Annotated in this window: 20 protein-coding genes; 2 read left to right on the top strand and 18 right to left on the bottom strand. The window is 66.6% G+C overall.

What is annotated here, in order from left to right:
* Nucleotides 1-17 precede the first annotated feature (17 nt).
* The gene (locus HH308_RS02700; RefSeq protein ID WP_170192636.1) at nucleotides 18-1,493 is read left to right on the top strand and encodes an SDR family oxidoreductase; all 1,476 of its coding nucleotides are present in this window, start codon (nucleotides 18-20) and stop codon (nucleotides 1,491-1,493) included.
* Nucleotides 1,494-1,505: 12 nt separating this feature from the next.
* Here the strand turns inward: HH308_RS02700 and HH308_RS02695 are convergent, their stop codons facing one another.
* The 6 genes from HH308_RS02695 to HH308_RS02670 all read right to left on the bottom strand — a co-directional run bounded on the left by HH308_RS02695 (nucleotide 1,506) and on the right by HH308_RS02670 (nucleotide 9,985).
* A complete protein-coding gene (locus HH308_RS02695; RefSeq protein ID WP_170192635.1) occupies nucleotides 1,506-3,464 on the bottom strand; it encodes an ATP-binding protein in 1,959 nt (652 codons plus the stop codon).
* Nucleotides 3,461-7,099, bottom strand: a complete 3,639-nt coding sequence (locus tag HH308_RS02690; RefSeq protein WP_246284154.1) for a helicase HerA domain-containing protein — start codon at nucleotides 7,097-7,099, stop codon at nucleotides 3,461-3,463. The genes HH308_RS02695 and HH308_RS02690 overlap by 4 nt, the downstream gene beginning before the upstream one ends.
* Nucleotides 7,099-7,746, bottom strand: coding sequence for a MarR family transcriptional regulator (locus tag HH308_RS02685; protein ID WP_170192634.1), 648 nt, complete (start codon nucleotides 7,744-7,746; stop codon nucleotides 7,099-7,101). The genes HH308_RS02690 and HH308_RS02685 overlap by 1 nt, the downstream gene beginning before the upstream one ends.
* 30 nt (nucleotides 7,747-7,776) lie before the next feature.
* Nucleotides 7,777-8,739, bottom strand: coding sequence for a DUF559 domain-containing protein (locus HH308_RS02680; RefSeq protein ID WP_170192633.1), 963 nt, complete (start codon nucleotides 8,737-8,739; stop codon nucleotides 7,777-7,779).
* Nucleotides 8,740-9,102: 363 nt separating this feature from the next.
* The gene (locus HH308_RS02675; protein WP_170192632.1) at nucleotides 9,103-9,417 is read right to left on the bottom strand and encodes a hypothetical protein; all 315 of its coding nucleotides are present in this window, start codon (nucleotides 9,415-9,417) and stop codon (nucleotides 9,103-9,105) included.
* Nucleotides 9,418-9,751: 334 nt separating this feature from the next.
* Nucleotides 9,752-9,985 carry a hypothetical protein gene (locus tag HH308_RS02670; RefSeq protein ID WP_170192631.1) on the bottom strand — a complete coding sequence of 78 codons (234 nt, stop codon included), beginning with the start codon at nucleotides 9,983-9,985 and terminating at the stop codon, nucleotides 9,752-9,754.
* A 691-nt stretch (nucleotides 9,986-10,676) separates the two neighbouring features.
* On the opposite strand from HH308_RS02670, the gene HH308_RS02665 reads away from it, so the two are divergent.
* Nucleotides 10,677-11,849 (top strand): hypothetical protein, encoded by a 1,173-nt coding sequence (locus HH308_RS02665; protein WP_170192630.1) that lies wholly within the window; start codon nucleotides 10,677-10,679, stop codon nucleotides 11,847-11,849.
* 522 nt (nucleotides 11,850-12,371) lie between these two features.
* On the opposite strand, the gene HH308_RS02660 is transcribed toward HH308_RS02665, so the two are convergent.
* From HH308_RS02660 to HH308_RS02605, 12 genes are all read right to left on the bottom strand, one after another.
* On the bottom strand, nucleotides 12,372-12,557 hold the full coding sequence (locus tag HH308_RS02660; RefSeq protein ID WP_020791084.1) for a type Z 30S ribosomal protein S14: 186 nt from the start codon (nucleotides 12,555-12,557) through the stop codon (nucleotides 12,372-12,374).
* A 1-nt stretch (nucleotide 12,558) separates the two neighbouring features.
* Nucleotides 12,559-13,137, bottom strand: coding sequence for a 50S ribosomal protein L5 (gene rplE / locus HH308_RS02655; protein WP_170192629.1), 579 nt, complete (start codon nucleotides 13,135-13,137; stop codon nucleotides 12,559-12,561).
* Nucleotides 13,137-13,454 (bottom strand): 50S ribosomal protein L24, encoded by a 318-nt coding sequence (gene rplX, locus HH308_RS02650; protein WP_170192628.1) that lies wholly within the window; start codon nucleotides 13,452-13,454, stop codon nucleotides 13,137-13,139. The genes rplE and rplX overlap by 1 nt, the downstream gene beginning before the upstream one ends.
* Before the next feature lies 1 nt (nucleotide 13,455).
* Nucleotides 13,456-13,824, bottom strand: coding sequence for a 50S ribosomal protein L14 (gene rplN, locus HH308_RS02645; RefSeq protein WP_170192627.1), 369 nt, complete (start codon nucleotides 13,822-13,824; stop codon nucleotides 13,456-13,458).
* Nucleotides 13,825-14,110: 286 nt separating this feature from the next.
* Entirely contained in the window at nucleotides 14,111-14,929 is an 819-nt protein-coding gene (locus HH308_RS02640; RefSeq protein WP_170192626.1) for an endonuclease domain-containing protein, read from the bottom strand.
* A gap of 121 nt (nucleotides 14,930-15,050) precedes the next feature.
* Nucleotides 15,051-16,781 carry a purine-cytosine permease family protein gene (locus HH308_RS02635; RefSeq protein WP_211188110.1) on the bottom strand — a complete coding sequence of 577 codons (1,731 nt, stop codon included), beginning with the start codon at nucleotides 16,779-16,781 and terminating at the stop codon, nucleotides 15,051-15,053.
* A gap of 148 nt (nucleotides 16,782-16,929) precedes the next feature.
* Entirely contained in the window at nucleotides 16,930-17,703 is a 774-nt protein-coding gene (locus HH308_RS02630) for an urease accessory protein UreD (RefSeq protein WP_170192625.1), read from the bottom strand.
* Entirely contained in the window at nucleotides 17,703-18,473 is a 771-nt protein-coding gene (gene ureG, locus HH308_RS02625; protein ID WP_376767154.1) for an urease accessory protein UreG, read from the bottom strand. The genes HH308_RS02630 and ureG overlap by 1 nt, the downstream gene beginning before the upstream one ends.
* Nucleotides 18,466-19,155, bottom strand: coding sequence for an urease accessory protein UreF (locus HH308_RS02620; RefSeq protein WP_170192623.1), 690 nt, complete (start codon nucleotides 19,153-19,155; stop codon nucleotides 18,466-18,468). Before HH308_RS02620 ends, ureG begins: the two co-directional genes overlap by 8 nt.
* Nucleotides 19,156-19,232: 77 nt before the next feature.
* Nucleotides 19,233-20,936: an urease subunit alpha gene (locus HH308_RS02615; protein ID WP_170192622.1), complete on the bottom strand. Its 1,704-nt coding sequence runs from the start codon at nucleotides 20,934-20,936 to the stop codon at nucleotides 19,233-19,235.
* Nucleotides 20,937-21,305 (bottom strand): urease subunit beta, encoded by a 369-nt coding sequence (gene ureB / locus HH308_RS02610; RefSeq protein WP_170192621.1) that lies wholly within the window; start codon nucleotides 21,303-21,305, stop codon nucleotides 20,937-20,939. It abuts the gene before it with no gap.
* Nucleotides 21,306-21,614: an urease subunit gamma gene (locus HH308_RS02605; RefSeq protein ID WP_170192620.1), complete on the bottom strand. Its 309-nt coding sequence runs from the start codon at nucleotides 21,612-21,614 to the stop codon at nucleotides 21,306-21,308.
* Nucleotides 21,615-21,814: the final 200 nt, after the last annotated feature.

The raw sequence follows: 21,814 nt of genomic DNA, 5'->3' as shown, positions 1-21,814 counted from the left end.
CCGGGAGGTCTGAACAAGTGCATGTGGTCGTTTTCGGTGCCACCGGCTATATCGGTGGACGCCTCGTCCCCGAGCTGCTCCATGCCGGCCACCAGGTGCGTGTGATGGCCCGCACACCCGCCAAACTCGACGACGTCCCGTGGCGCGCCGACGTCGAGGTCGTTCGGGGCGACGTCACCGACGCCGCTGCGGTCGCGGAGGCCCTCAACGGCCAGGATGTCCTCTACTACCTGGTGCATTCGCTGGTGCAACGGGACTTCGTCGACATCGACAGCACCGCGGCGCGCCTCGTCGCAGCGGCGGCACACGCCGCCCGCGTCGGCCGGATCGTCTACCTGGGTGGGTTGGTCCCGCACGATGACGAACTGTCACCGCATCTGGCTTCACGCGCCGAGGTGGGTGAAATCCTGCGCGAAAGCGGCGTACCCACCGCCGAGCTGCGGGCCGCCGTCATCCTCGGATCAGGCTCGGCAAGCTTCGAGATGCTCAGATACCTCTCGGAGCGACTTCCCGCGATGATCACGCCCCGGTGGGTGAAGAATCGGATCCAACCGATCGCCGTACGCGACGTGCTGCACTATCTGGTCGGGGCGGCGCACTTGCCCGACGATGTCAATCGCAGCTTCGACATCGGCGGTCCCGACGTTCTCACCTACCTGACGATGATGCGCAAGTACGCGGTGATCGCGAACTTGCCCAGACGCGTCGTGGTTCCCGTCCCGGTGCTGACGCCCTGGCTGTCTGCCCAGTGGATCAACCTCGTGACCCCGGTGCCGAGGTCGATCGCGGTGCCCCTGATGGAGTCTCTAGTCCACGAAGTGGTGTGCGGCGAACACGACATCGCCCGCTACATCCCCGACCCGCCTGATGGCCTGACCGGCTACGAACGCGCCGTCGAGCTCGCGCTGGCCCGCATCAAGAACCTCGATGTACCGACGCGCTGGTCGGATGCTACGACGTCGCCCGCTCCGTCCGACCCGCTCCCGTCCGACCCGGACTGGTCGGGTGGGTCGCTCTACACCGACGAACGGGAGATGACGACGACGGCGTCACCCCAGGCGCTGTGGGACGTCATCGAAGCGATCGGCGGCGAGGAAGGCTGGTATTCGTTCCCGCTCGCGTGGAGTGTTCGCGGCTGGATCGACCGGCTCACCGGCGGCGTGGGGCTACGGCGCGGAAGACGCGACCCGCGTCGCCTGCGGGTCGGCGAGGCGTTGGACTGGTGGCGGGTGGAAGCACTCGAACGGCCTAGGCTGCTTCGACTGCGCGCCGAGATGAAGGTCCCCGGCGACGCCTGGCTGGAACTGTCGGTGATCCCCACCGACGACGGCGGCGCGACCTACCACCAACGCGCCCTATTCCGGCCCAATGGTCTTGCGGGACAAGCCTATTGGGCGTCGATCGTCCCGTTCCACAACATCATCTTCAGCGGTATGGCCCGCAACATCACCGGTCAGGCACAAGCCGTCGAGGATGAAACACGCACGCGGTGAACACGATTCACCTCACGCCGACCGTCCCTCGCTGCCCGCGAACAGATGTTCCGCCGCAGCCGCCGACAGTCCCCCGGCCCGCACCGCGTCGGCCATGCGCGACGCCATCGTCGCTCCCCTGCCTCGCGCGCTGCGTCGCACGGCCGCCGTCGGCGCAATGACTTCCGTTGCCGCGGGAGTGATGTCGGCCAGAAAGCCCACCTGCTGAGCCGGGTTGCGGGTCGCGATCCACTCCGCCAGGAATTCCGACCGTTCCGCCCGCATCGTCGACAACGCCATCAACACCTTCACGTCGTCGGCCGTCCAATTGACGAGCGTCGCACCACGATCGGTCAGGTCAGCGAGAATGCGCTCGGTCTTGCGGCCCGTCGGCCACGGGCCCCGACGCAGCAGCAACAACGACCGCATCGACGCATCCGCGCTGATACCGGCCGCTATCCCCGCCTTCTCCAATCGTGCTTGCACCGCGCGGGAATTCGACGCCGCGATGCCGCGAAACGCCCAAGAGCGCTCGGCGTCGGTCAGTGGATCGATGGTCCGACGCAAGCGCGCGTGCAGCGCCGGATTCTTGCCGGGTTTGGCGTCCTGCTGATACATGTCGCCGCCCGACGCCAACGCGTCGATCCAGGTCGCCAGCCCAGCCGACAGCAGCGGCGGTACCACGGTGTCTTCGAGCACCCGGTCGAACGCCTCTGCCGGGTCGGCCGTAGCGACCAACTCGGCGAAGCGCCGGTCCAGCTGCCCTACCTGGTCGATCTGCGTCGGGTCTGAATTACTTTGCCGCACTGACACTTCCGCGTCCGAGGCGGCGACGAATTCGGTGAGCTCGGCGAACTCCCCGGACCGCAGCGTCGTCGACACATACCGGTCGACGGTGCGCATCACGTCGCGGGGCGTGAAGTCGATGGACGTCGCCAACGCCTCCTCGGTGACCGGCCACGTCGGGTATGGCGGCACAAACGCGGCCCGCGCGTAGAACTGCGCGAACCGCTTGGTCAGCAGCCCGCGAGTGAACTCGATCGACGCGGGGCGCTGCAACCGCGGCGGTGTGCGGTACCGGTCGACGACGGCCCGCTCGGAATGGGCTTCCAGGTAGTCCCATGCCGCCGACAGGCATGACACCACCGACGTCGTGCGACTCATGGTCTCCCGCAACGACATCAAGCCGTGCGCCACCCGGCTGACGGCTCGTTCATCGGCCTCCGCGTCGGCATGGTTGGTGGCGATCAGCGTGTCGATCTGGTCGACGGCGACCACCGACGCATCGTCCATCGCGATCACCCGGGAGATGTTCTCGACGATCTCCTGGTAGCCCAGGCGAGCGCTGACGATGCCCCACTGCGCGAAATCGTCGATCTCGTCGACGTCGGTGAGCAGCAGTGCGGTGCCGATGTCCTGCTGGGTGAAGTCGTCGGATTCGGTCAGCGCCAGTGCCCGCAAGATGTGCTGTGAGCGCCGGCGATGCCGCGGATGACGGTCGTATACGGCGGACACGTAGGCGTCCAACGCTTTTCGGGTCAACGGCGCCGCGCCGGTCACCGACGCGAGCACCCGCGGTTTCACGCCGGCATCCCGCCCGAGCCGGTCGAGCAGCTGCGCCGCCTGCGACCGGTGCGTCGGCGACGGCCGACTCAGATCCTCCAGCATCGCCACGAGGACCGAGCGCCAGAAATCTTCTCCGTCAAGGAGTTTGATCAGGAAGAAGTAGCCACCGGCCGCCTGCACCTCTTCCCTGATCTGCCCGAGCAGGTGCGTTTTACCCGAGCCGGCGGGTCCCCGAATCGCGACGCCGAGCGGGCTCGCCTCCGAACTGCGTCGCGCGTCGCCGAATGCCGCCAGCACGTCGTCGAGCACTCCGGAGTGCAGCCCCGGAACATGCAGCGGCGCTTGCGGTTCCCACACGTCGTCGGGGGTGACCGCCCAATCGAGGCGGATCGATTCGAGGGCTCCGCGGGTGTTGTCGTCGATCATCGCGGTCCTTCACCCCGGGCGATCTCGGCCACCTCGTCTTCGGTCGGCGGGCTCTTCGGGTGGTACGTCAGGCACAGCGGTGTCTTCACTTTGCTGAACATGCCGCCCTCGACGGCTGCGTAGAACGTGCCGGTCGGCAGTCGGCCGATGTCGCCGACCTTGCCGCCCTTCGCCGCCGCCATTCCCTGCGCCGCGGCGATCTGCGCGGGTGCGTTGAGCAGGCCGAAGAACTGCGTCGACGCATTTCCGGTGAGGCGATTGTCGAGGTTCTTCGGCGCCTGCGTCGCGAAGATCAAGCCCAGCCCGTATTTTCGAGCCTGCGAGGCCAAGGCGAGCGCGCTCGCCGAGCAGGTCGTCGACCGGCCCTGCGGAACGAAATTCTGCGCCTCGTCCAGCACCAGCAGACCACCCAGCGGTCGGTCACCCGCCGGATGACGTTTGATCCACGCGAACAGCGCCATCTGCAATTCGTTGACGAAGTTGTTGCGCTTCTCCTCGGAGCCGAGCCCGGCCAGGTTGATCACCGATACGCGGGCTCGCATGCCCGGCGGCGGTGTCAGCAGCAATCCCGGATCGGCGGTCTCCCCGCCATAGCTGAAGTCCAAAATCATTGCGGCTTTGAGGCTTTCGGCCAGCTCGGCGGCGAACTTCTGCGCGTCGCCCATCGTGCTCACGTACTCCGGGAGCTCTTCGAGGAAGTCGATGAACGATGGCATCGACGACCCGCCGTCGCGCCCGAACGCCCGCATCGCCTCGGTCAGCACCGCTTTCTGATTGACCACTCGCCGCGACCGACCGGTGAGACTCAATCGGGGCGCCAGCCCGCCGACCGCGGCGTCCACCGCACGATCGAACTCGTCTCGATCGTCGACGACGGCCGCGAAATCGGGCAGCGCCGCGAACGCCAACGGCCGCCCCGACGTTCGGCCGGGCGTGAACACCGCGACGTCGACGTTGCGCAGATACTCCTGCGCCTGCTTGCGCTCGGCGTCGGTATAGGTCCGCTGACCGTCTGGCCAGCCCATGCCGAGTCGTGCGAGATCGTTGTTGATGTCCAACACGATCGACGAAACACCCTGCAGCGCAGCCTGTTCGACGAGATGGCGAATCAGGACCGTCTTTCCCGAACCCGACCCGGCGAAGATCGCGGTGTGCTTGCGCAGCGCCTCGAGTTCGACGGTGACCGGGATGCCGTGCCGGCCGGCGCGGTCGACGGCGGTACCGATCACGATATTCGACGCCGGGGTAGGTGCCTGTTGGATCGGCGCTCGCTGCGCCGACACCGAATCTGCAGCAGGACTCACATGCGGTGTGACACTCGGCCGGACCTGCGGCGCCGGGGTCGGCGCGCCCGGCGTCGGCCGAACACTCGGTTGCACCGACCGCTGGGCAGCTGCCACGCCTGGATCCGACGAACCGGCCGGTCCGGTCGAGAACAGTTCTGCCGCAGCCGATGCCGACAACCCCGAGCCGAACAGATCCGAGGCGAGCCCGGGCGACGCCGAAGCGCTGCGGCGCACCGCGGGCTCCGACCGCGGCGCGGCAGACGGCTCCGACCGTGGCGCGGCAGACGGCTCCGACCGTGGCGCGACGGCGGGCTCCGGCCGTGGCGCGGCAGACGGCTCCGACCGTGGCCCGACGGCCGGCTGCGCCGTGGGCCGCACCGCAGCTGCGGGTCCGGCTGCCGTGGCCGCCGCCGGTACCCCGCGCTGCGGAGCATCGTTCGACGACGACGCATCGGTCCCCGGCACGTCCGCCGAGCTCGGAAAGGTCAGCTGCGTCGGAACCGGCGGTGCCACGTCGGCGTCGACGGGGCGAGTGCCTGCGACGACCGACGCGCTCAGCTCCGCCAGGAAACCCACCTGGCTGGCCGGATTACGAGACACGAGCCAGCCGGAGAGGAACTCCGAGCGTTCCTCGCGCATCGTCTTCAGCGCGATCAGGACCTTGACATCGTCGGCCGTCCAATTGACGAACCGCGTTCCGCGAACCGCCAAGTCATTGAGCATCTCTTCGGTCTTCGCGCCGCGGGGCCACTTGTCCCGGCGCAGCAGCACCAGTGAGCGCAACGGCGAGTCCGCATTGACGCCCGCCGATGTGCCTGCCTTCTCCAGCCGAGCCTGCACCGCCCGATAATGCGGCGATGCGATCGCCCGGAACGCCCACGACTGTTCGGCGTCGGTGACCTCGTCGACGGTGCGTCGCAGCCGGGCGTGCAGTGCGGGATTATGCCCCGGCCTGGCATCCTGCTTGAACAGGTCGGCGTCGTTCGGCCGCGCATCCACCCACGACGCCAGCCCGGCCGAAAGCAGTTGCGGCACAACCACGTCCTCGCCCTGCGGATCGAACGCCGTCGACGGATCGGCCGCCGCCACCAGCTCCGCGAAATGCCGATCGAGCTGGCCGAGCTGATCGATCTTCAACGGGTCCGAATTCGTCGGTCGCGCAGGCGCGTTCAGCGCACCGAAGGTGAATCCCGTGAGTTCGGCGAACTCCCCCGAGCTCAGCGTCGCACTCACGTATCGGTCGACGGCGCGCATCACGTCACGCGGTGTGAAGTCGATCGAGGTCGCCAGCGCCTCCTCGGTGATCGGCCAGGTGGGATAGTCGGGGGTGAAGCCGATCCGGTCGTAGAAGACGGCGAAGCGCTTCGTCAGCAACGCCCGGGTGAATTCGATCGACGCCGGACGCTGCAGGATCGCGGGGGTCCGGTACCGGTCGACGACCGCCTGCGGGGCGTGATCCTCCAGGTACTGCCACGCCGCCGACACACACGACACGACCGACGTCGTGCGACTCATGGTCTCCCGCAACGACATCAGACCGTGCGCGACGCGGTTGACCGTGCGTCCCTCGGCTCCGTCGGGTTCCTCGGACTCCTCGGCAGCGGCGACGATGGTGTCGATCTGGTCCACGGCCATCACCGTTGCGCCGTCCATGGCGATCACCCGGGAGATGTTCTCGACGATCTCCTGGTAGCCCAGACGTGCGTTCTGAATTCCCCACGCGGCGAAGTCGTCGGTGTCGTCGAGGTCCATCAGCAGCAGCGCGGTGCCGATGTCTTGCTGGTAGAACTCATCGGCCTCGGTCAGGGCCAACGCCCGCAGAATGTGCTGCGAACGTCGGCGGTGCCGCGGATGCTTGCGGTACACCGCGATCACGAACTCGTCGAGCGCCGCGCGGGTCAGCGGGGCGTCACCCGCGACAGCGGCCAATGTGTCTGCGTCGACACCGGCGTCTCGGCCGAGCCGGTCGAGCAGCTGCGCGAGCTGCGACCGGTGGGTCGGCGTCGGCTTGCCGAAATCCTCCAGCAGGGCGACCAGCATCGATCGCCAGAAGTCTTCTCCGTCAAGCAGTTTGACCAGAAAGAAGTAGCCGCCGGCCGCCTGCACCCGTTCGCGGACCTGGCCGAGCAGATGCGTCTTTCCCGACCCGGCCGGACCCCGCACCGCCACGCCCAACGGGCTGCTTGCCGCGCTGCGTTCAGCATCACCGAACGCTCGCAGCACGTCGTCGAGTACGGCCTCGTGCAGCCCTGGAACATGCAGAGCCGCTTGCGGCTCCCATACATCGTCCGGGGTGACGGCCCAGTCGAGCCGGATCGATTCGAGCGCCGCACGGGTCGTGTCGTCCATCAGGACTCCTCGATGGCGAGCAGATGGCATGCCTGTGCGCCGACCTGCACGGCGGCGGCTCGGTCGGCGTCGGTGAGCAACGCCCGATTCTCCTGCTGAATCAGGCTGACACCGGGTTCACGTTGGAAGACCACCAACTCGGTGTCGAGCTCCGACCGCTCGACGTCGGGCAGCGCTTGGCGGAGGTCGGCGATCGTGACCCACGCGCCGGGGCGTCGGGCAAGGGCACGGTACGCGTCGACGATCCGGGCGCGCAGCGGTAGACCACCGGCGGCGGCAACCTCGTCGGCCTCCGGTTCGGCAACCGCCCCGAACACCTCGTAGAGCCGGGTGTCCGACGCGGCCAGATAACGTCCGACGCCGGCGAGGACGGCATAGAGGGTCTTGTCGCGCCCCTGCGATCCCTTGGGAGGCGGTGCTCCGAGTTCGGCTGCGCACCAGGCCCACCCGGCATCGGTAAGGCTGTGGACGAAAGGCCTGCCAACCTGACGCGACTCGACCAGCCCCAGCTCGTTGAGCTTTCTGCGGCGATCCGGAGTCACTTCCGGCGCAATCAGTTTCAGCTTAGGGTTCGTGATCTCCTCGCCATGTGCCATCAGCGCAAACATGATGGCGCTCTCGGCAACCCCCAGTTGTACGTGCTCCACGGTGCTGCACCCTTCTCGTCTCACCGGTACCTAGCTCGGCACCGTGCGTGTTGCGATCACTCGGCGCAGCCCAGCGACGACGACGTCGACGTCGTCGAGGACCTGCTCGTTGGTGTAGCGCAGCACCATGAATCCTGACTCCTGCAATATGTTGTCACGAATCCGATCGGCACTGTATTTGGCGGGTGCACGATGGTCCGGACCATCGACTTCGACGACGACTCGCTCCACCGACCAGTGCAGGTCGGCGATTATCGTCGGCGCCAGCGAACCGAGACCCGCGACGCCGCGATTCCAGCGGCGCTGCGCCGCCCATTCGCAGCGCGCCAGCGCACGTTCCAGATGCTGCTCGGCCGCGCTATGCGGTGCCGGCATCCCCGCGCATCGGCTGATCGTCACCGCACTGGGTTGAGGTTGTGCGATCTCGGTGACGTGTGGTTCGACGGTCCGCAGCAACGAGTACCTGTCCAGGCCTGGTCGGTCGTCGAGCCACACCGCGACACCGCCGTGATGGGCGAGCCACTCGGCCGCCGTCGCAACGGTGCCGACCGCGGCGTCGGGGGTGAGGTAGACGACCACGGCGTCGCGGCGATAGGCGCGACGGAGCAGGCGCATCAACCCCGCCCATCTGACTTCGACCGGCTCGGTGCGGCGATAGGCGGTGCCACCGGCCGCCGCCCGCGCCAACGCGATGACGAACGGCGCGAAGTTGTCGGAATCGCGGCACAACCGTCGGGCACGCACCTCGGCCGCGGCGACGTCGAGAACATTTCGGGTGTCCGACGGTTCGTCGTCGTCGAGCCAACGCGGATAGAGGTTGACGACGATGCGGGTCACCTCGCCGACGATGCCGTCGACCAATTCGCGGGTGGTCCTGGTGTCGAACCCACGGCACGACAGCGTGATGACCGCCTCGTCGTCGGCGAGATCGGCGACGTCGGAGACGCGCAGGACGCGGCCGGCGCGCAGGGCCCACTCGGGCAGATCGGTCATGCGTGAGATTGTGCCAGCGCCCCCTGACAATCCACCGATGTTCGCCCTCGGTAACGAAATACGGTGCCGCCATGGCGGGTTCGCGCCCCATCTGGCCGCGGGCTCCGCGTCGATGTCATACCGGCGTCCTACCGTTGCGTCGGTAAGTCCGACAAATCGCAGGATTCATGCAGCCACCTGATCATGCGCCGCGCACGGCGCAAGCCACCCCGGTCCAGCGTCGCTCTCGCTGCGATGGACTGACCGTCGAACGCGGTCACCGGATCGTGCGGCGGTTCGTGCGGGCTGTGCTGAGTGCAATCTGTCCCGAGGCGCCCACCGAGGGAGCATCTCCCTCGCCGCAGTTGAGTAGGCAGAGTCGAATCAACCCGACGTCGGGCCGAATGCAATCCGTCCCGACCCGTCCACCGAGGGAGCATCTCCCTCGCCGCAGCTCAGCAGGCAGAGTCGAATCAACCCCGACGTCGGGCCGAATGCAATCTGTCCCGAGGCGCCCGCCCAGGGAACATCTCCCTCGCCGCGGCTCAGCGGACAGAGTCGAATCAACCCCAACGACACGCCGAATGCATTCTGCCCCCAGGCGCCCGCCGAGGGAACATCTCCCTCGCCGCAGCTGAGCAGGCAGAGTCGAATCAACCCCAACGACAGACCGAATGCAATCCGTCCCGACCCGCCCACCGAGGGAACATCTCCCTCGCCGCAGCTCAGCAGGCAGAGTCGAATCACCCCCGACGGCGCCGCGCAGCCAAGAGCGGCAAAAGGAACTGCGACATACGCCTAACCGACCGACGACCACGCGACGTCTGGAGCTCAGATTGCGCGTCGCAGCATCCATGGCATCGCGTCGGGCGGGTGGCGACCTAGCTTCTGAGGCGGTCATGCTATTGGCGCGTCGCGTTCACTGGAGTGCGCGGTGCAGGCACTTACTTTCGGGTGTAGTCCAAACACACCAATTCGTTCTCAAGTACCACTTTCTGGCTCCGCGGGGGTGTTGTTGACCCGACCGTTCCCCCTACCGTTGAGGCGACCCCGACTGCCAGAGGAACCCGACCATGGTCTCAACGAAGTCCTGGCGTCGCGTGCTGGCATTCGCTGCCGGAGTCAGCATCGCACTGACGCCGTTCAGCGTCGCCGCCGCCGAGCCGACGGCGGGTGAACCGGGCGTCGACTCGGCCACCGACACGACCGACAACACCGCCGGCAACACTCCCCAACCCAGTACCGACGGCCCGACCGAACCCCACAAACCCCAGCCGCCTGCGCCGCCGACCGACGATTCGATTCAACGTCCACCCTCGAACACAGCTGTGCCGCAAGGAGACTCAACGACCAACGGCGGCTGGAGCAACGACGGCACCAATCATTGGCCCAGCACGGGGAGTCCGTCCGAGCCCGCGGCGCAGCAAGCACCCGACCCGTCACCAGCGCCAGATCCCGCTCCCCCACCGACCGTCGAGCCGGCGCCAGAAACCGTGCCGTCAGCGGCCCCGGACTCTGCTCCCGCGCCAAAACCGGACCCCGAACCCACGCCGCCAGCAACCACCGAGCCCACACCGGTTCCGACACCGGACCCAGAACCGTCACCTAGTCCAACAAGTCCGACACCCACCCCAGAACCCACGCCGCCAACAACCACCGAGCCGACACCGGCCCCCGAACCTGTCGACTCGACGCCCACGCAATCCACGACCCCCTCCCCGACGCCGACGCCCGGCGAATCTCCGGCCACCCCCGCTCAGCGCGCGAGCGTGTATCCGAAGACCGTCCCGGTGGCCGCAAGCCCGCCACCCGACGTCGACCGTCAGCGCCCCACGGGTGTCGTCGGACCTCCGGTCAGCTCTGCCGTCGCGACCGCGGAGGATCATCCGTGTGTCATGCCGAGGAGAAGTCAATACATCACGCCCACAACACTTTTGGTTGGCGGATCACCGAAACTGATGACCTTCGCGGTACCGACTCCGACGGCCGCGCCGATGTGGCTGCACGGTGCCCGCGATCGGTTCGCGGTCTCGCTGGGCATCCTCGCATTCCTCGGCCTGACCCCGGATTCGCCAGGCGCATCAGCCAGTCCGATGCTATGGGCGATGGTGTGGTTCATTCGGCGCGGCCCGCTGCTGATCAACCAGACCCCACCTCTCGACGACCCCGACACCGCTGACTCGAACAACGGCAAGAAGTTTCACATCGTCGTCGACGCCGACCACCCCACGCCCACCCTGACGGTCGCCGATGCGCCGTCGACGTCGCCCGGCGACACGCTGAGCGTCAATGGTTCGACGTATCGCCCATACCCCGAGACGGTGCTGGTGACTGGGCCCGACGGTTCGAGGCGGTACGTTCCGACGCCCGGACGGGTCGGCGACCTCGCGGCTACCACTGACGGCGACGTGTACTACGCGTCGAGCCTGGCGCGGACGTCGCTCATGCGAATCGACTCCGATGGAACGCGCGACGAGTTGGTGACCCTTGCCGGGAGGTCGACGTCGGGTCCGCTGATCACCCCCAGCGGCATCTATCAGGCGACGCGCAATCGCTGCGGGAAGACCGTCGTGCATCGTGTCGCCCCGACCGGCACGGTGATCACCGTCGACACGCTCAACGGAGCGCCCGTCGGGTCGCCCGACGCCGGCTCTGACGGGTCGTTGTACCAGACGACGCAGGCGACGAGCGTATTCGGCCAGCAGGAGATCAGCGTCTTCACCATGACGCCGGGGCTGACCATCCAAAACACCGTGCCGGGCGTGGAGGCGGTCGGCGGTGTCATAGTCGACGGCACGACCGCCTACCAGTGCACCGTGACCGCCGATGACCAGCCGAGCAGCATAGTCACCGTCATTCACCACACCGGAATCAACCGGTCGTACACCAGGACAGGACGACTACTCGGCCGGATCGCCGTCGGCCGCGGCTTCGTGTACGGCACGCTCGACGCCGGGTCGTCGCCCCAGGAGTTATGGGTGATCGCACCCGACGGCCGTCAAGGAGTGCTCACCATCCCGGGAAAGGTAACCGGCGGACCGATTCTCGACGCTGACGGCGACATCTACGTCGCATCGGCGACTCACACCGTGAAATACGACGGAAGCGTCGTGCGGCAAGTTGCGGTTTAGTTCGGAGTCCACGGGGTTGGAATCGGCTGTCCCCATTGCAGAAGTCTGTCAATAGAGGATCCCACAAGGGCGCACTTCCCGGCACTCCACTAGTCCGCAGAATTTCTGATTCTCCCCCACGCACCACCACCCCCAATTACACAGAAACCCGTCAATAGACCACCCCCACAAGGGCATACTCGGGATGTTTTCAAAACGCGCCGAAAAGAATCTATTCGTGTAGCTAAGAGACGCCGTCAGATCGCCTGTGACGTTTGCCAAGGTCAAACACCTTGGGCGAATCGCGCAAGTATAGCCCGATTTGGCGTCCCCGGCCATTTGAAGCAACCCGCACTGCCCACACCACTATTCCGCAGAATTCTGCACGACGCCCCCGGGGGATAACCCGCTTCACAAAACTGTCGACAGACCACCCGGCACCCTGCCCGGCACCACACCACTATTCCGCACGCCGACGCCCAAGCAGCACTCACACAAACAAAAATGCCCCGACCACAACGGGTCGGGGCATTTTTCAGTCAATCACCAGCTGGACTTCTGCACGCCCGGCAGCTCGCCGGCGTGAGCCATCTCGCGCAGGCACACGCGGCAGAGACCGAACTTGCGGTATACCGAGTGCGGACGTCCGCACTTGTTGCAGCGCGTGTAGCCACGCACGGCGAACTTCGGCTTCTTGTTGGCCTTGTTGACCAGAGCCTTCTTTGCCATATCAGTTGTCCTTCGCGTTCGCGTCTTTGAACGGGAAGCCCAGCGCGCGAAGCAGCGCACGGCCTTCGTCGTCGGTGGTGGCCGACGTGACAACGGTGATGTCCATACCGCGCGGCCGGTCGATGTTGTCGATGTTGATCTCGTGGAACATCGACTGCTCGTTGAGACCGAAGGTGTAGTTGCCGTTGCCGTCGAACTGACGGTCGCTCAGACCGCGGAAGTCGCGGATACGCGGGAGGGCGATCGACACCAGTCGGTCGAGGAATTCCCACATGCGGTCGCCGCGCAGCGTGACGCGCGCGCCGATCGGCATGCCCTCGCGCAGCTTGAACTGTGCGATCGATTTGCGGGCCCGACGGATTTCGGGCTTCTGGCCGGTGATCAGAGCGAGGTCGGCGACCGCACCGTTGATCAGCTTGGCGTCACGGGCGGCGTCGCCGACACCCATGTTCACCACGACCTTGACGACGCCCGGGATCTGCATGACGTTGTCGTAGTTGAACTCCTTGTTGAGGGAGTCCTTGATCTCTGCGCGGTAGCGCAGCTTCAGCCGAGGCTGGATCTTCTCAGAAGTAGTCATCAGATGTCCTTCCCGTTTTTGCGGGAAATGCGCACGCGCTTGCCGGTTTCCTCATCGGTCCGGTAGCCCACGCGGGTGGGGTTGCCATCGGAGTCGACGACCATCACGTTCGACACGTGGATCGACGCTTCCTGCGTGACAATGCCACCCGATGCCGCGCCGCGCTCGTTGGCGGAGTTCGGGGTGTGCTTCTTGACGCGGTTGACGCCCTCGACGAGGACTCGCTCGGTCTTCGGGAAAGCCTGAATGACCTTGCCCTTAGCACCCTTGTCCTTGCCCGAGATGACGATGACCGTGTCGCCCTTGTGCACCTTCATGTCAGAGCACCTCCGGAGCCAGCGAAACGATCTTCATGAACTTCTTCTCACGCAGCTCGCGACCGACGGGTCCGAAGATGCGGGTACCGCGCGGGTCGCTCTCGTTCTTGAGGATGACCGCGGCGTTCTCGTCGAAGCGGATGTAGCTGCCGTCGGGCCGGCGACGCTCTTTGAGCGTGCGCACGATGACAGCCTTGACGACCTCACCCTTCTTGACGTTGCCGCCCGGGATCGCGTCCTTGACAGTGGCGACGATGACGTCGCCGATGCCGGCGTAGCGCCGTGACGAGCCTCCGAGCACGCGGATGCACAAGATTTCCTTGGCACCGGTGTTGTCGGCGACCCGCAGGCGTGACTCCTGCTGAATCACTGATTCTCCTTGAACCGATGTGTATATGCCCGCCGGATACCGACCCGACGTGCACGGCCTCGCTGCCCTCGAAACACGCGCCTGCCTGGGGCTTTGCACCGTCAGGCACAAAACCCAGTGGGTTCGCGAGCCGAGTCGCGGCGCATCACGCCGCAGGCAACCGCTCTAGTCTAGGCGAAACCGCAGGTCGGGACCAAATCGGCGGGCCAGCACTGAGAACCGCACCGCGCGGGGCCGCCGGGGGCGGCCTGCCCTCGGAGGAACGCTTCCGTGCGGTTTCCAGCGGTCAACGTCGCCGACGGTCCCGGTGTCGATCCGCGTCGGTGAACGCACGGATGTCCGCGAGCACCTCCGGCCAGCAGTACAGCACCTCGTCGTACATGATTCTCACGACGATTCGATTGCCGATCTGGGTGTGCCGATCACGTCTCGCGTCGTTGGTGCGCGCCTCCTTGGAGGTGTGAAACCCCCTGGAGTCGCATTCGATGACCAACCGTCCCACTACGAGGTCCACCCACCCGACGTTGTCGATCCACTTTTGCACCTCGACGTGGAAACCCAGTGCCCGCAGTCGTAACCGTACTATCGTCTCAGTACCCGACTGTGCCCTGCCATCGCACTTTCCCAGCATGTTCAGCACCCGGCGCGGGATCCGCGGCCACGCCCGCTGCAGCGCTTCGAGGGTGGTCAGCTTCTGATTCAGAGCGCTGTCGACTGCAGCTATCCAGTCCTCGTCCGACATGCACTTGGTGGCACAGGCCAGCGCGGTCGGCAGGTCGTCCACGGCGTGACGCGTCGGCGGCTGGCGGCCGAAGGGCGAGCACCGACGCTTACCGTTTTCCTCTCCGTGTCTGCTGCACCGCACGTGCAGTCCCGGGTAGCCCGGCGCAATCCACAGTCCGTAGAGCTTCAACGCCGATACGCAGCTCAGCACGCCGCCTGCGCGCACTGCCGCGACGACGTCGCGATCAGCGGTCGGCACCGCCCACCAACCCGGCCCGATGTCGTCGAGGCCGCCCGCGCGTGCGGCGGCGCGTATCGAGGCGGCCGTTTCACCGGCCTTGAGCAGTTGCGCGGTTCGGTAGGCGCCCCGGTCTCGGTCCATGGATGTTGGACGCAACGACCGTTGTCGACGGTTCCACCCTGCTGAGAAACGCACCGATTGGAGCCGTCGAGGGTTTCATGCCCTCGACGGCTCCAATCGGTGCGGACTTCAGCCGACGTGACTACGGCTGCGCGGGCAACACGTGCTCGCCGGTCTTGTCGCACGACAACGCCAGCGACGAGATGTACTGCTTCTCACCGTCGGGGCCGGGGACGGCCGACGCGATCATGTCGGGACGCTCGAACTCGACGCCGGTGACGCAGCACAGCAGCTTGACGTCGCTGGGGTTCCCGTTCTCGTCGTACATCGGCAGGTCGATGCCGTCATCGGTGCGGCGCAGGTAGTACCTGCCCTTGGTGGCCACGGCGATCAGCGGCGGCAGCACCACACCGAGGGCGGCCGCGACCAGCGGTGAGTACGGCTCGATGGCCGAACCGAACAGACCGAAGAACACTCCGATCGACGCCCCGGCCGCGACGATCACCGACACGAACCCGACCGGGTTGACCGCATACAGCATTCCGCGGCGGAATTCCGGCGCCATCGGCGACAGTTTCAGCAGGTATTTGTTGACGACGATGTCGGTCGCGACCACGACGATCCAGGCGATACCGCAGTTCGCGTAGAAGTTGAGCAAACTGTTGAGGAAGCTGAACATGTCGGCCTCCATCAGAATGATCGCGATTCCGACGTTGACGATCACGAATACCAGTCGTCCGGGGTAGGTCTTCGTCACGCGGGTGAATGAATTCGTCCACGCCAACGATCCGGAATAGGCGTTGGTGACGTTGATCTTGATCTGCGAGATGACCACCAGAACGACCGCGAGCGTCAAGGCCAGCCAGTGCGGCATCATGTCCTCGTAAATGGCGAGGAACTGGTGCACCGGCTGATTGGCGAAGCCGAATCCACCCGACACGTTCGCGATCAGGTACACGGCCAGGAACAATCCGACGACCTGCTTGATCGCACCGAAGAGCACCCAGCCCGGACCGGCGAGCAGTACCGCGGTCCACCAGCGACGCTTGTTGTCCGGGGTCTTCGGCGGCATGAACCGCAGGTAGTCGATCTGTTCGGCGATCTGCGCGATCAACGACAGACACACACCGGCGGCGAGCATGATTCCGGCGAAACTGACGCCCTTCCCGAGTGGGTGGCCGTCGGCATCGACACCGCTGAATCCGAGGAACGTAGACACCGAATCCGGGTGCGCGACAAGAAGATAGAGGAACGGTCCGACCATCATGATCAACCACAGCGGAGTGGTCCACACTTGCAGTTTGGCCAGTGCCTTCATTCCGAAGATCACCAGTGGAATGATCAGGATCGACGACACCAGATACCCGATCGACAGCGGTATCCCCAGCCCCAACTTGAGGCCCTGCGCCATGATCGAACCTTCGAGGGCGAAGAAGATGAAGGTGAACGACGCGAAGATCAGATTCGTCAGCACCGATCCGTAATAGCCGAATCCACTGCCGCGGGTGATCAAATCGAGGTCGATATTGTATTTCGCAGCGTAGAACGCCAGCGGATAACCGGTGATCACCACGACGATGGCGAAGAACAGAATTCCCCACAACGCGTTTCCGGTACCGTTGGCGATACCGATATTGGCGCCGATGGAGAAATCCGCGAGATAGGCGATACCGCCGAGCGCCGACGTCGCGACGACCGCGGGGCCCCATTTGCGGTAACTGCGCGGCGCGAACCGCAACGTGTAATCTTCGAGTGTTTCTTTCAGTGCCGTCCGCTCGGCGGGGTCGGCAACTGCTGATTTACCGCCCGTCTTACTGCCCACGATCGACGGGGCTTCGCCCGTCGCGGCGACGGTATCGATTTGTTCAGTCATCGGCGTCCTGTCCGTCATGCGCGGCTTATCGCCGCAACGAGACGAACTTATGAATCCGATGTTGTGGACGTGCGTCGGAAATGTTTCCGGCAGGAAACATCAAGCCGGGTTACGTCGCATCGCGATGAACACCCAGGCCAGTCGACGCTCAACTCGCCGTCGCGCAGTCCGCGCCGACCCCACCGTCGACGACACCGGTCGCATCCCCTCCGCCCACCCCACCGTCGACGACCCCGGCCGCGTCCCGCCAGCGCCGCCACACCTCGTCGAGCTCGCTGCGGTGCGTCTGCGATCCCAGAAAGCGGGCCAGGGCCCCGGGCTGTTCGAGCCGCAGGTCGGCCGCCCCCACCGGTGGCCGGAACCCGACGGCCAGAACGGTGTCCAGCACGCGATGCGCGCCGAGAACTCCAGGTTCCCGACGTCCCGGTCGCACCTCGACCGATTCGACGACGACGGGCACCCCACCGCGCTCGACGTCGGTCCGGGTCCGCAGCCGGCCGCCGACCTCGCCCGAGCGCCCCAACACGACCGTCTCCCGCAGCACCGCATGTGCGTTGGGCGCCAAGGCCATTCGCGTCGATCGCTCGACGTCGGCGCCGTCGGCGACCACCATCGGCAGGCCGTGCCAATACAGCGACGCGGTGTCGTCGACGACGATCCGCACCGACCACGACGACGGATCACCTTGCGCGTCGTAGGCGACGGTGCCGCCGACGTCGGCCAACTCGAGTCGGCAGCCTGCGCCGACGGTGATCTCGATGTCCACGCGGTCACCGCCGAGCAGGAGTGCTCCACCGGCCACCAGCGCCACCTCGGCGCTCGACGCCGTGCGCGAAATCAGGCGCGGCACAATCAATCCCGCCACCAACTCGACCGCGGCGACCTGCTCACCGGCTCGGATCGCGACGCGTGTGACCTGCATCAGTGCGTGTGAGTGTGCGCGGAACCGTCGTGCGAGTGGGTGTAGCCACCCTCCTCGGCGTGAAAATGCGGCGCCATCGGGCCCGGATCGATCGCCGTGTGCTCGCCCGCCCGATACGACGCCAGCACCGCGCGCACCCACGCCTTCAATTGCGCCACCGACGCCTCGTCGGTGCGCGACAGTGCCAGCACCGGCCCACCCTCCCGCGCCGACGTCGCGTCGGCGACCATCTGCGCCACGTCGACGCCGACATAGGGCGCCAGGTCGGTCTTGTTGACTACCAACAGATCTGCGCGAGCGATGCCGGGCCCGCCCTTACGCGCGACGTCGCCGCCACCGGCTACGTCGAGTACGAAGATCTGCGCGTCGACGAGCGCAGGCGAGAAGGTCGCGGTCAGATTGTCGCCACCGGATTCGATGATGACGACGTCGAGGGGCGCGAAATCACTCTCCAGGTCTTCGGCGGCAAGGAGATTCGCGGTGATGTCGTCGCGGATCGCGGTGTGCGGACAGGCGCCGGTCTCGACGGCCCGGATGCGTTCGGGGTCGAGCACCCCGGCCGACCGCAGGAATCGCGCGTCCTCGTCGGTGTAGATGTCGTTCGTGATGACGCCGAGCCGCAACTCGCCGGCCAGCGCCCGACAGACCGTTGCGATCAGCGACGACTTTCCCGTACCCACCGGCCCGGCCACCCCGAGCCGGAGCGCACGCGCGGGTGCCGAACTCGGCACGGCGTCGAAAGTACCAGGGACAGAATCGTTTTCAGGCACGGAACAACCTTTGCGTCAGGAGGGCGTGGGCGTGCGCCCATTCCTCGGCTTGCGGGGCGCCGTCCGCCGGAATGGCGGCCGGTTCGACGAGAAGAGCCAGTTCGTCGACGACGGCGTCGACGACGGCGCATACGTGCAGCACCCAACCGGTCACCTCGGCTGGATCACGTGGCTCCAATTTCAGCAATGCCGCAGCGGCACTGGCGGTTTCATCGTAGATGACCAACCGAACCAGATCTCGCGGGTCCATACCCGCCTCGGCTGCGATCACACCGAGGACCACCGCGCGCGGCGCCGGATCCGGCCAGGACCGCACCGTGGTGAGCACCTGCGACGACGCCCACAACTGTTGTGCCAGACGAAGATAGCCACGGCCCAACTGGCGCGAAGCGCCGCGCAGCACATTCGACGGCGTTCGTGCCGCCCACGCCTGCACCACCGCGGGCAGCCCGGCCGGATCGGTCAGTGCCACATGCCGCGCGACGACGGCGGTCCCCGCCTCGACGAGACCGGTCGACCGCGCGCGCGACAACAAGTACGCGGGCACGTCGGCCACCGCCATGCCGGCGCGCAATGCCGGTTCGAGCCCGGCCGAATGCGCGTGCCCACCCGACGGCAGCCGCGCGTCGGCGAGCAGCATGGCGACCGCCGTCGAGGGCAGCGGATAGGGCAACTCAGTCATCGCAGCACCACCCCGAGAGCCGACACGAATACCCGATCGCCCACCGCGAAGCACTTCTCAGAACCGCGAAGCCCATCTCAGAACAACGAATACAGCTGTGCCAGCGGCAATTCCGACGCCGGGGCCGGTTCGACGCGATCGCCGTCGATGCTGATCTCGAAGGTGTCCGGCGCGATGTCGATACGCGGCAGCGCATCGTTGTTCTTCAGATCCGCCTTCCCGACGTCGCGCGTGGGGCGCAGCGGTGCGAGGCGTCGTCGAAGACCGAGACGCTCCGCCAGGCCGTCGTCGAGCGCCGCGGGCGACACGAACGACACCGAGAGGTCCGCGCCGATGCCGGCGCCGAACGTCGGGCGCATCAGGACCGGTTGCGGCGTGGGAATCGACGCGTTGGGGTCGCCGAGCGCGCCCCACACCAATCCGCCGCCCTTGAGCACGACCGCGGGCCGCACGCCGAAGAACTTCGGCTCCCAGAGCACCAGATCGGCGAGCTTGCCGACTTCGATCGACCCCACTTCATAGTCGATGCCGTGGGCGATCGCCGGGTTGATCGTGTATTTGGCGACATATCGACGGGCCCGCTCGTTGTCGGCGGGCATCGATTCGCCCAGGGATCCCCGACGGTGCTTCATGACGTGGGCGACCTGCCAGGTGCGCGTGATGACCTCTCCGATGCGGCCCATCGCCTGCGCATCCGACGAGGTGATCGACAGCGCACCCATATCGTGCAGAATGTCTTCGGCCGCAATGGTTGTCGCGCGGATCCGGGACTCCGCGAAGGCGAGGTCTTCGGGCACGGCGGGATTTAGATGGTGGCACACCATCAGCATGTCGAGGTGTTCGGCGACGGTGTTGACGGTGTGCGGCAGCGTCGGATTGGTCGATCCGGGAAGCACATTCGGCAGTCCGGCGATCGACAGGATGTCGGGTGCGTGCCCGCCGCCGGCGCCTTCGATGTGAAAGGCGTGGATCGACCGGCCGGCGATGGCGTCGATGGTCGCCTCGACGAACCCCGTCTCGTTGAGCGAATCCGAGTGCAGCGCAACCTGAAGGCCCCATTCGCCGGCCGCGGTGAGCGCCGCGTCGATGGCCGCCGGCGTGGATCCCCAGTCCTCGTGCACCTTGTACCCGGCCGCACCGCCGAGCGCCTCTTCGGCGAGCCCCTCGACGGAGACGGTGTTGCCCTTGCCGAGCAGCAGGACGTTGAGCGGGACGGCGTCCAAGGCGCGATGCATCGTCGACAGATGCCAGGCTCCGGGCGTCACGGTGGTGGCCTTCGACCCCTCCGACGGGCCGGTGCCGCCGCCGACGATGGAGGTGATCCCGGTGGCCAGCGCCTCATGCAGCTGCGACGGCGAGAGCAGATGCACGTGGGTGTCGATGGCACCCGCGGTGAGTATCTTCCCTTCGCCCGCAATGACATCGGTCGACGGACCGATGATCAGTGCCGGGTCGACGCCGTCGGCGACGTCGGGGTTGCCCGCCCGCCCGAGTCCGACGATCCGGCCGTCGCGGATCCCGACGTCGGCGCGTTCGATGCCCCACCAGTCGAGCACGATGACATTGGTGATGACCGTGTCGAGGGCTCCGCCCGCGCGGCTGACCACCGACTGCGCCATCGATTCGCGGATCGATTTGCCGCCGCCGAAGACGGCTTCCTCGCCGCCGACGGTGTGGTCGGCCTCGATCTCGATCCACAGATCGGTGTCGCCCAGGCGCACCTGGTCGCCCGCGGTCGGCCCGTAGATCGCGGCATAGCGTTCGCGACTGATCGATACCATCTAGCGCTCACCCCCATCGGCAGTCGCACCGTCGAGGTTCGGGTTCGCGGCGTTTCCCGGTTGCAGTCCCGGCACCCGGCGCGCACCCGCGATGGTCACCGCGTCGAGCCGGCGCGAGGCCCCGGGCTCGAAGCGCTGCGACGTCCCCGACGGGATGTCGAGCCGGAAACCGTGTGCAGCGGCACGGTCGAAGTCCAACGCGCCGTTGGCGTCGGGCAGGTGCACGTGCGATCCGACCTGCACCGGCCGATCCCCGGTGTTGACGATTACGAGTGAAATCCGTTGCGCCGCAGTGCGATCAGCGTTGAGTTCGATCTCACCCGGACATACCCGAACGGCGCCGGGCCCGGTGGCGGAAGTGGCGGCCATCTATGCCTCCTCGATCGGATGGTGCAGGGTGACGAGCTTACGTCCGTCCGGGAAGGTGGCCTCCACCTGAACGTCGGCGATCATGTCGGCGACTCCCGCCATCACCTGATCGCGGCGCAGCACCCCGCGTCCGGATTCCATGAGCTCGGCGACGGTGAGACCGTCGCGGGCCCGTTCGATCACCCAGGTCGACAGCAATGCCACCGCTTCGGGATAGTTCAACAGCACGCCACGCTCGAGCCGGTCGCGCGCGACCATGCCGGCGACCGAGAGCAACAGCTTCTCGGTGTCCCCGGGAGTCAGATGCATCGGGAGTCCGTTCCCACCGGCACCGCCCGACGCGGTGCGTGTGTCGATGAGTGTGCCACCGATCCCATACCCCGCGCAGGCCGAGCGCACGCAGTCGCGGGCGAGCCGCCGGAATCGGACATCGGATCGGACGGGTCGTAACGAACCGGGACGTCGGGGCCGATAGGCACTGCGGAAGACACGCGACGGTCGGTACCGAA

Origin of the sequence: Gordonia asplenii, from assembly GCF_012933505.1 — a bacterium.
Taxonomy (GTDB): domain Bacteria; phylum Actinomycetota; class Actinomycetes; order Mycobacteriales; family Mycobacteriaceae; genus Gordonia; species Gordonia asplenii.
Note: the sequence above shows the minus strand (reverse complement) of the source record. Positions and strands in the feature narration are given on the sequence as shown.

Excerpts from the sequence above, each read along its gene's own strand:
- HH308_RS02695 (WP_170192635.1), bottom strand. The coding sequence starts at position 3,464 with ATGATCGACGACAACACCCGCGGAGCCCTCGAATCGATCCGCCTCGAT.
- HH308_RS02690 (WP_246284154.1), bottom strand. The coding sequence starts at position 7,099 with ATGGACGACACGACCCGTGCGGCGCTCGAATCGATCCGGCTCGACTGG.
- HH308_RS02680 (WP_170192633.1), bottom strand. The coding sequence starts at position 8,739 with ATGACCGATCTGCCCGAGTGGGCCCTGCGCGCCGGCCGCGTCCTGCGC.
- HH308_RS02665 (WP_170192630.1), top strand. The coding sequence starts at position 10,677 with ATGACCTTCGCGGTACCGACTCCGACGGCCGCGCCGATGTGGCTGCAC.
- HH308_RS02660 (WP_020791084.1), bottom strand. The coding sequence starts at position 12,557 with ATGGCAAAGAAGGCTCTGGTCAACAAGGCCAACAAGAAGCCGAAGTTC.
- rplE (WP_170192629.1), bottom strand. The coding sequence starts at position 13,137 with ATGACTACTTCTGAGAAGATCCAGCCTCGGCTGAAGCTGCGCTACCGC.
- rplX (WP_170192628.1), bottom strand. The coding sequence starts at position 13,454 with ATGAAGGTGCACAAGGGCGACACGGTCATCGTCATCTCGGGCAAGGAC.
- HH308_RS02640 (WP_170192626.1), bottom strand. The coding sequence starts at position 14,929 with ATGGACCGAGACCGGGGCGCCTACCGAACCGCGCAACTGCTCAAGGCC.
- HH308_RS02635 (WP_211188110.1), bottom strand. The coding sequence starts at position 16,781 with ATGACTGAACAAATCGATACCGTCGCCGCGACGGGCGAAGCCCCGTCG.
- HH308_RS02630 (WP_170192625.1), bottom strand. The coding sequence starts at position 17,703 with ATGCAGGTCACACGCGTCGCGATCCGAGCCGGTGAGCAGGTCGCCGCG.
- HH308_RS02620 (WP_170192623.1), bottom strand. The coding sequence starts at position 19,155 with ATGACTGAGTTGCCCTATCCGCTGCCCTCGACGGCGGTCGCCATGCTG.
- HH308_RS02615 (WP_170192622.1), bottom strand. The coding sequence starts at position 20,936 with ATGGTATCGATCAGTCGCGAACGCTATGCCGCGATCTACGGGCCGACC.
- ureB (WP_170192621.1), bottom strand. The coding sequence starts at position 21,305 with ATGGCCGCCACTTCCGCCACCGGGCCCGGCGCCGTTCGGGTATGTCCG.
- HH308_RS02605 (WP_170192620.1), bottom strand. The coding sequence starts at position 21,614 with ATGCATCTGACTCCCGGGGACACCGAGAAGCTGTTGCTCTCGGTCGCC.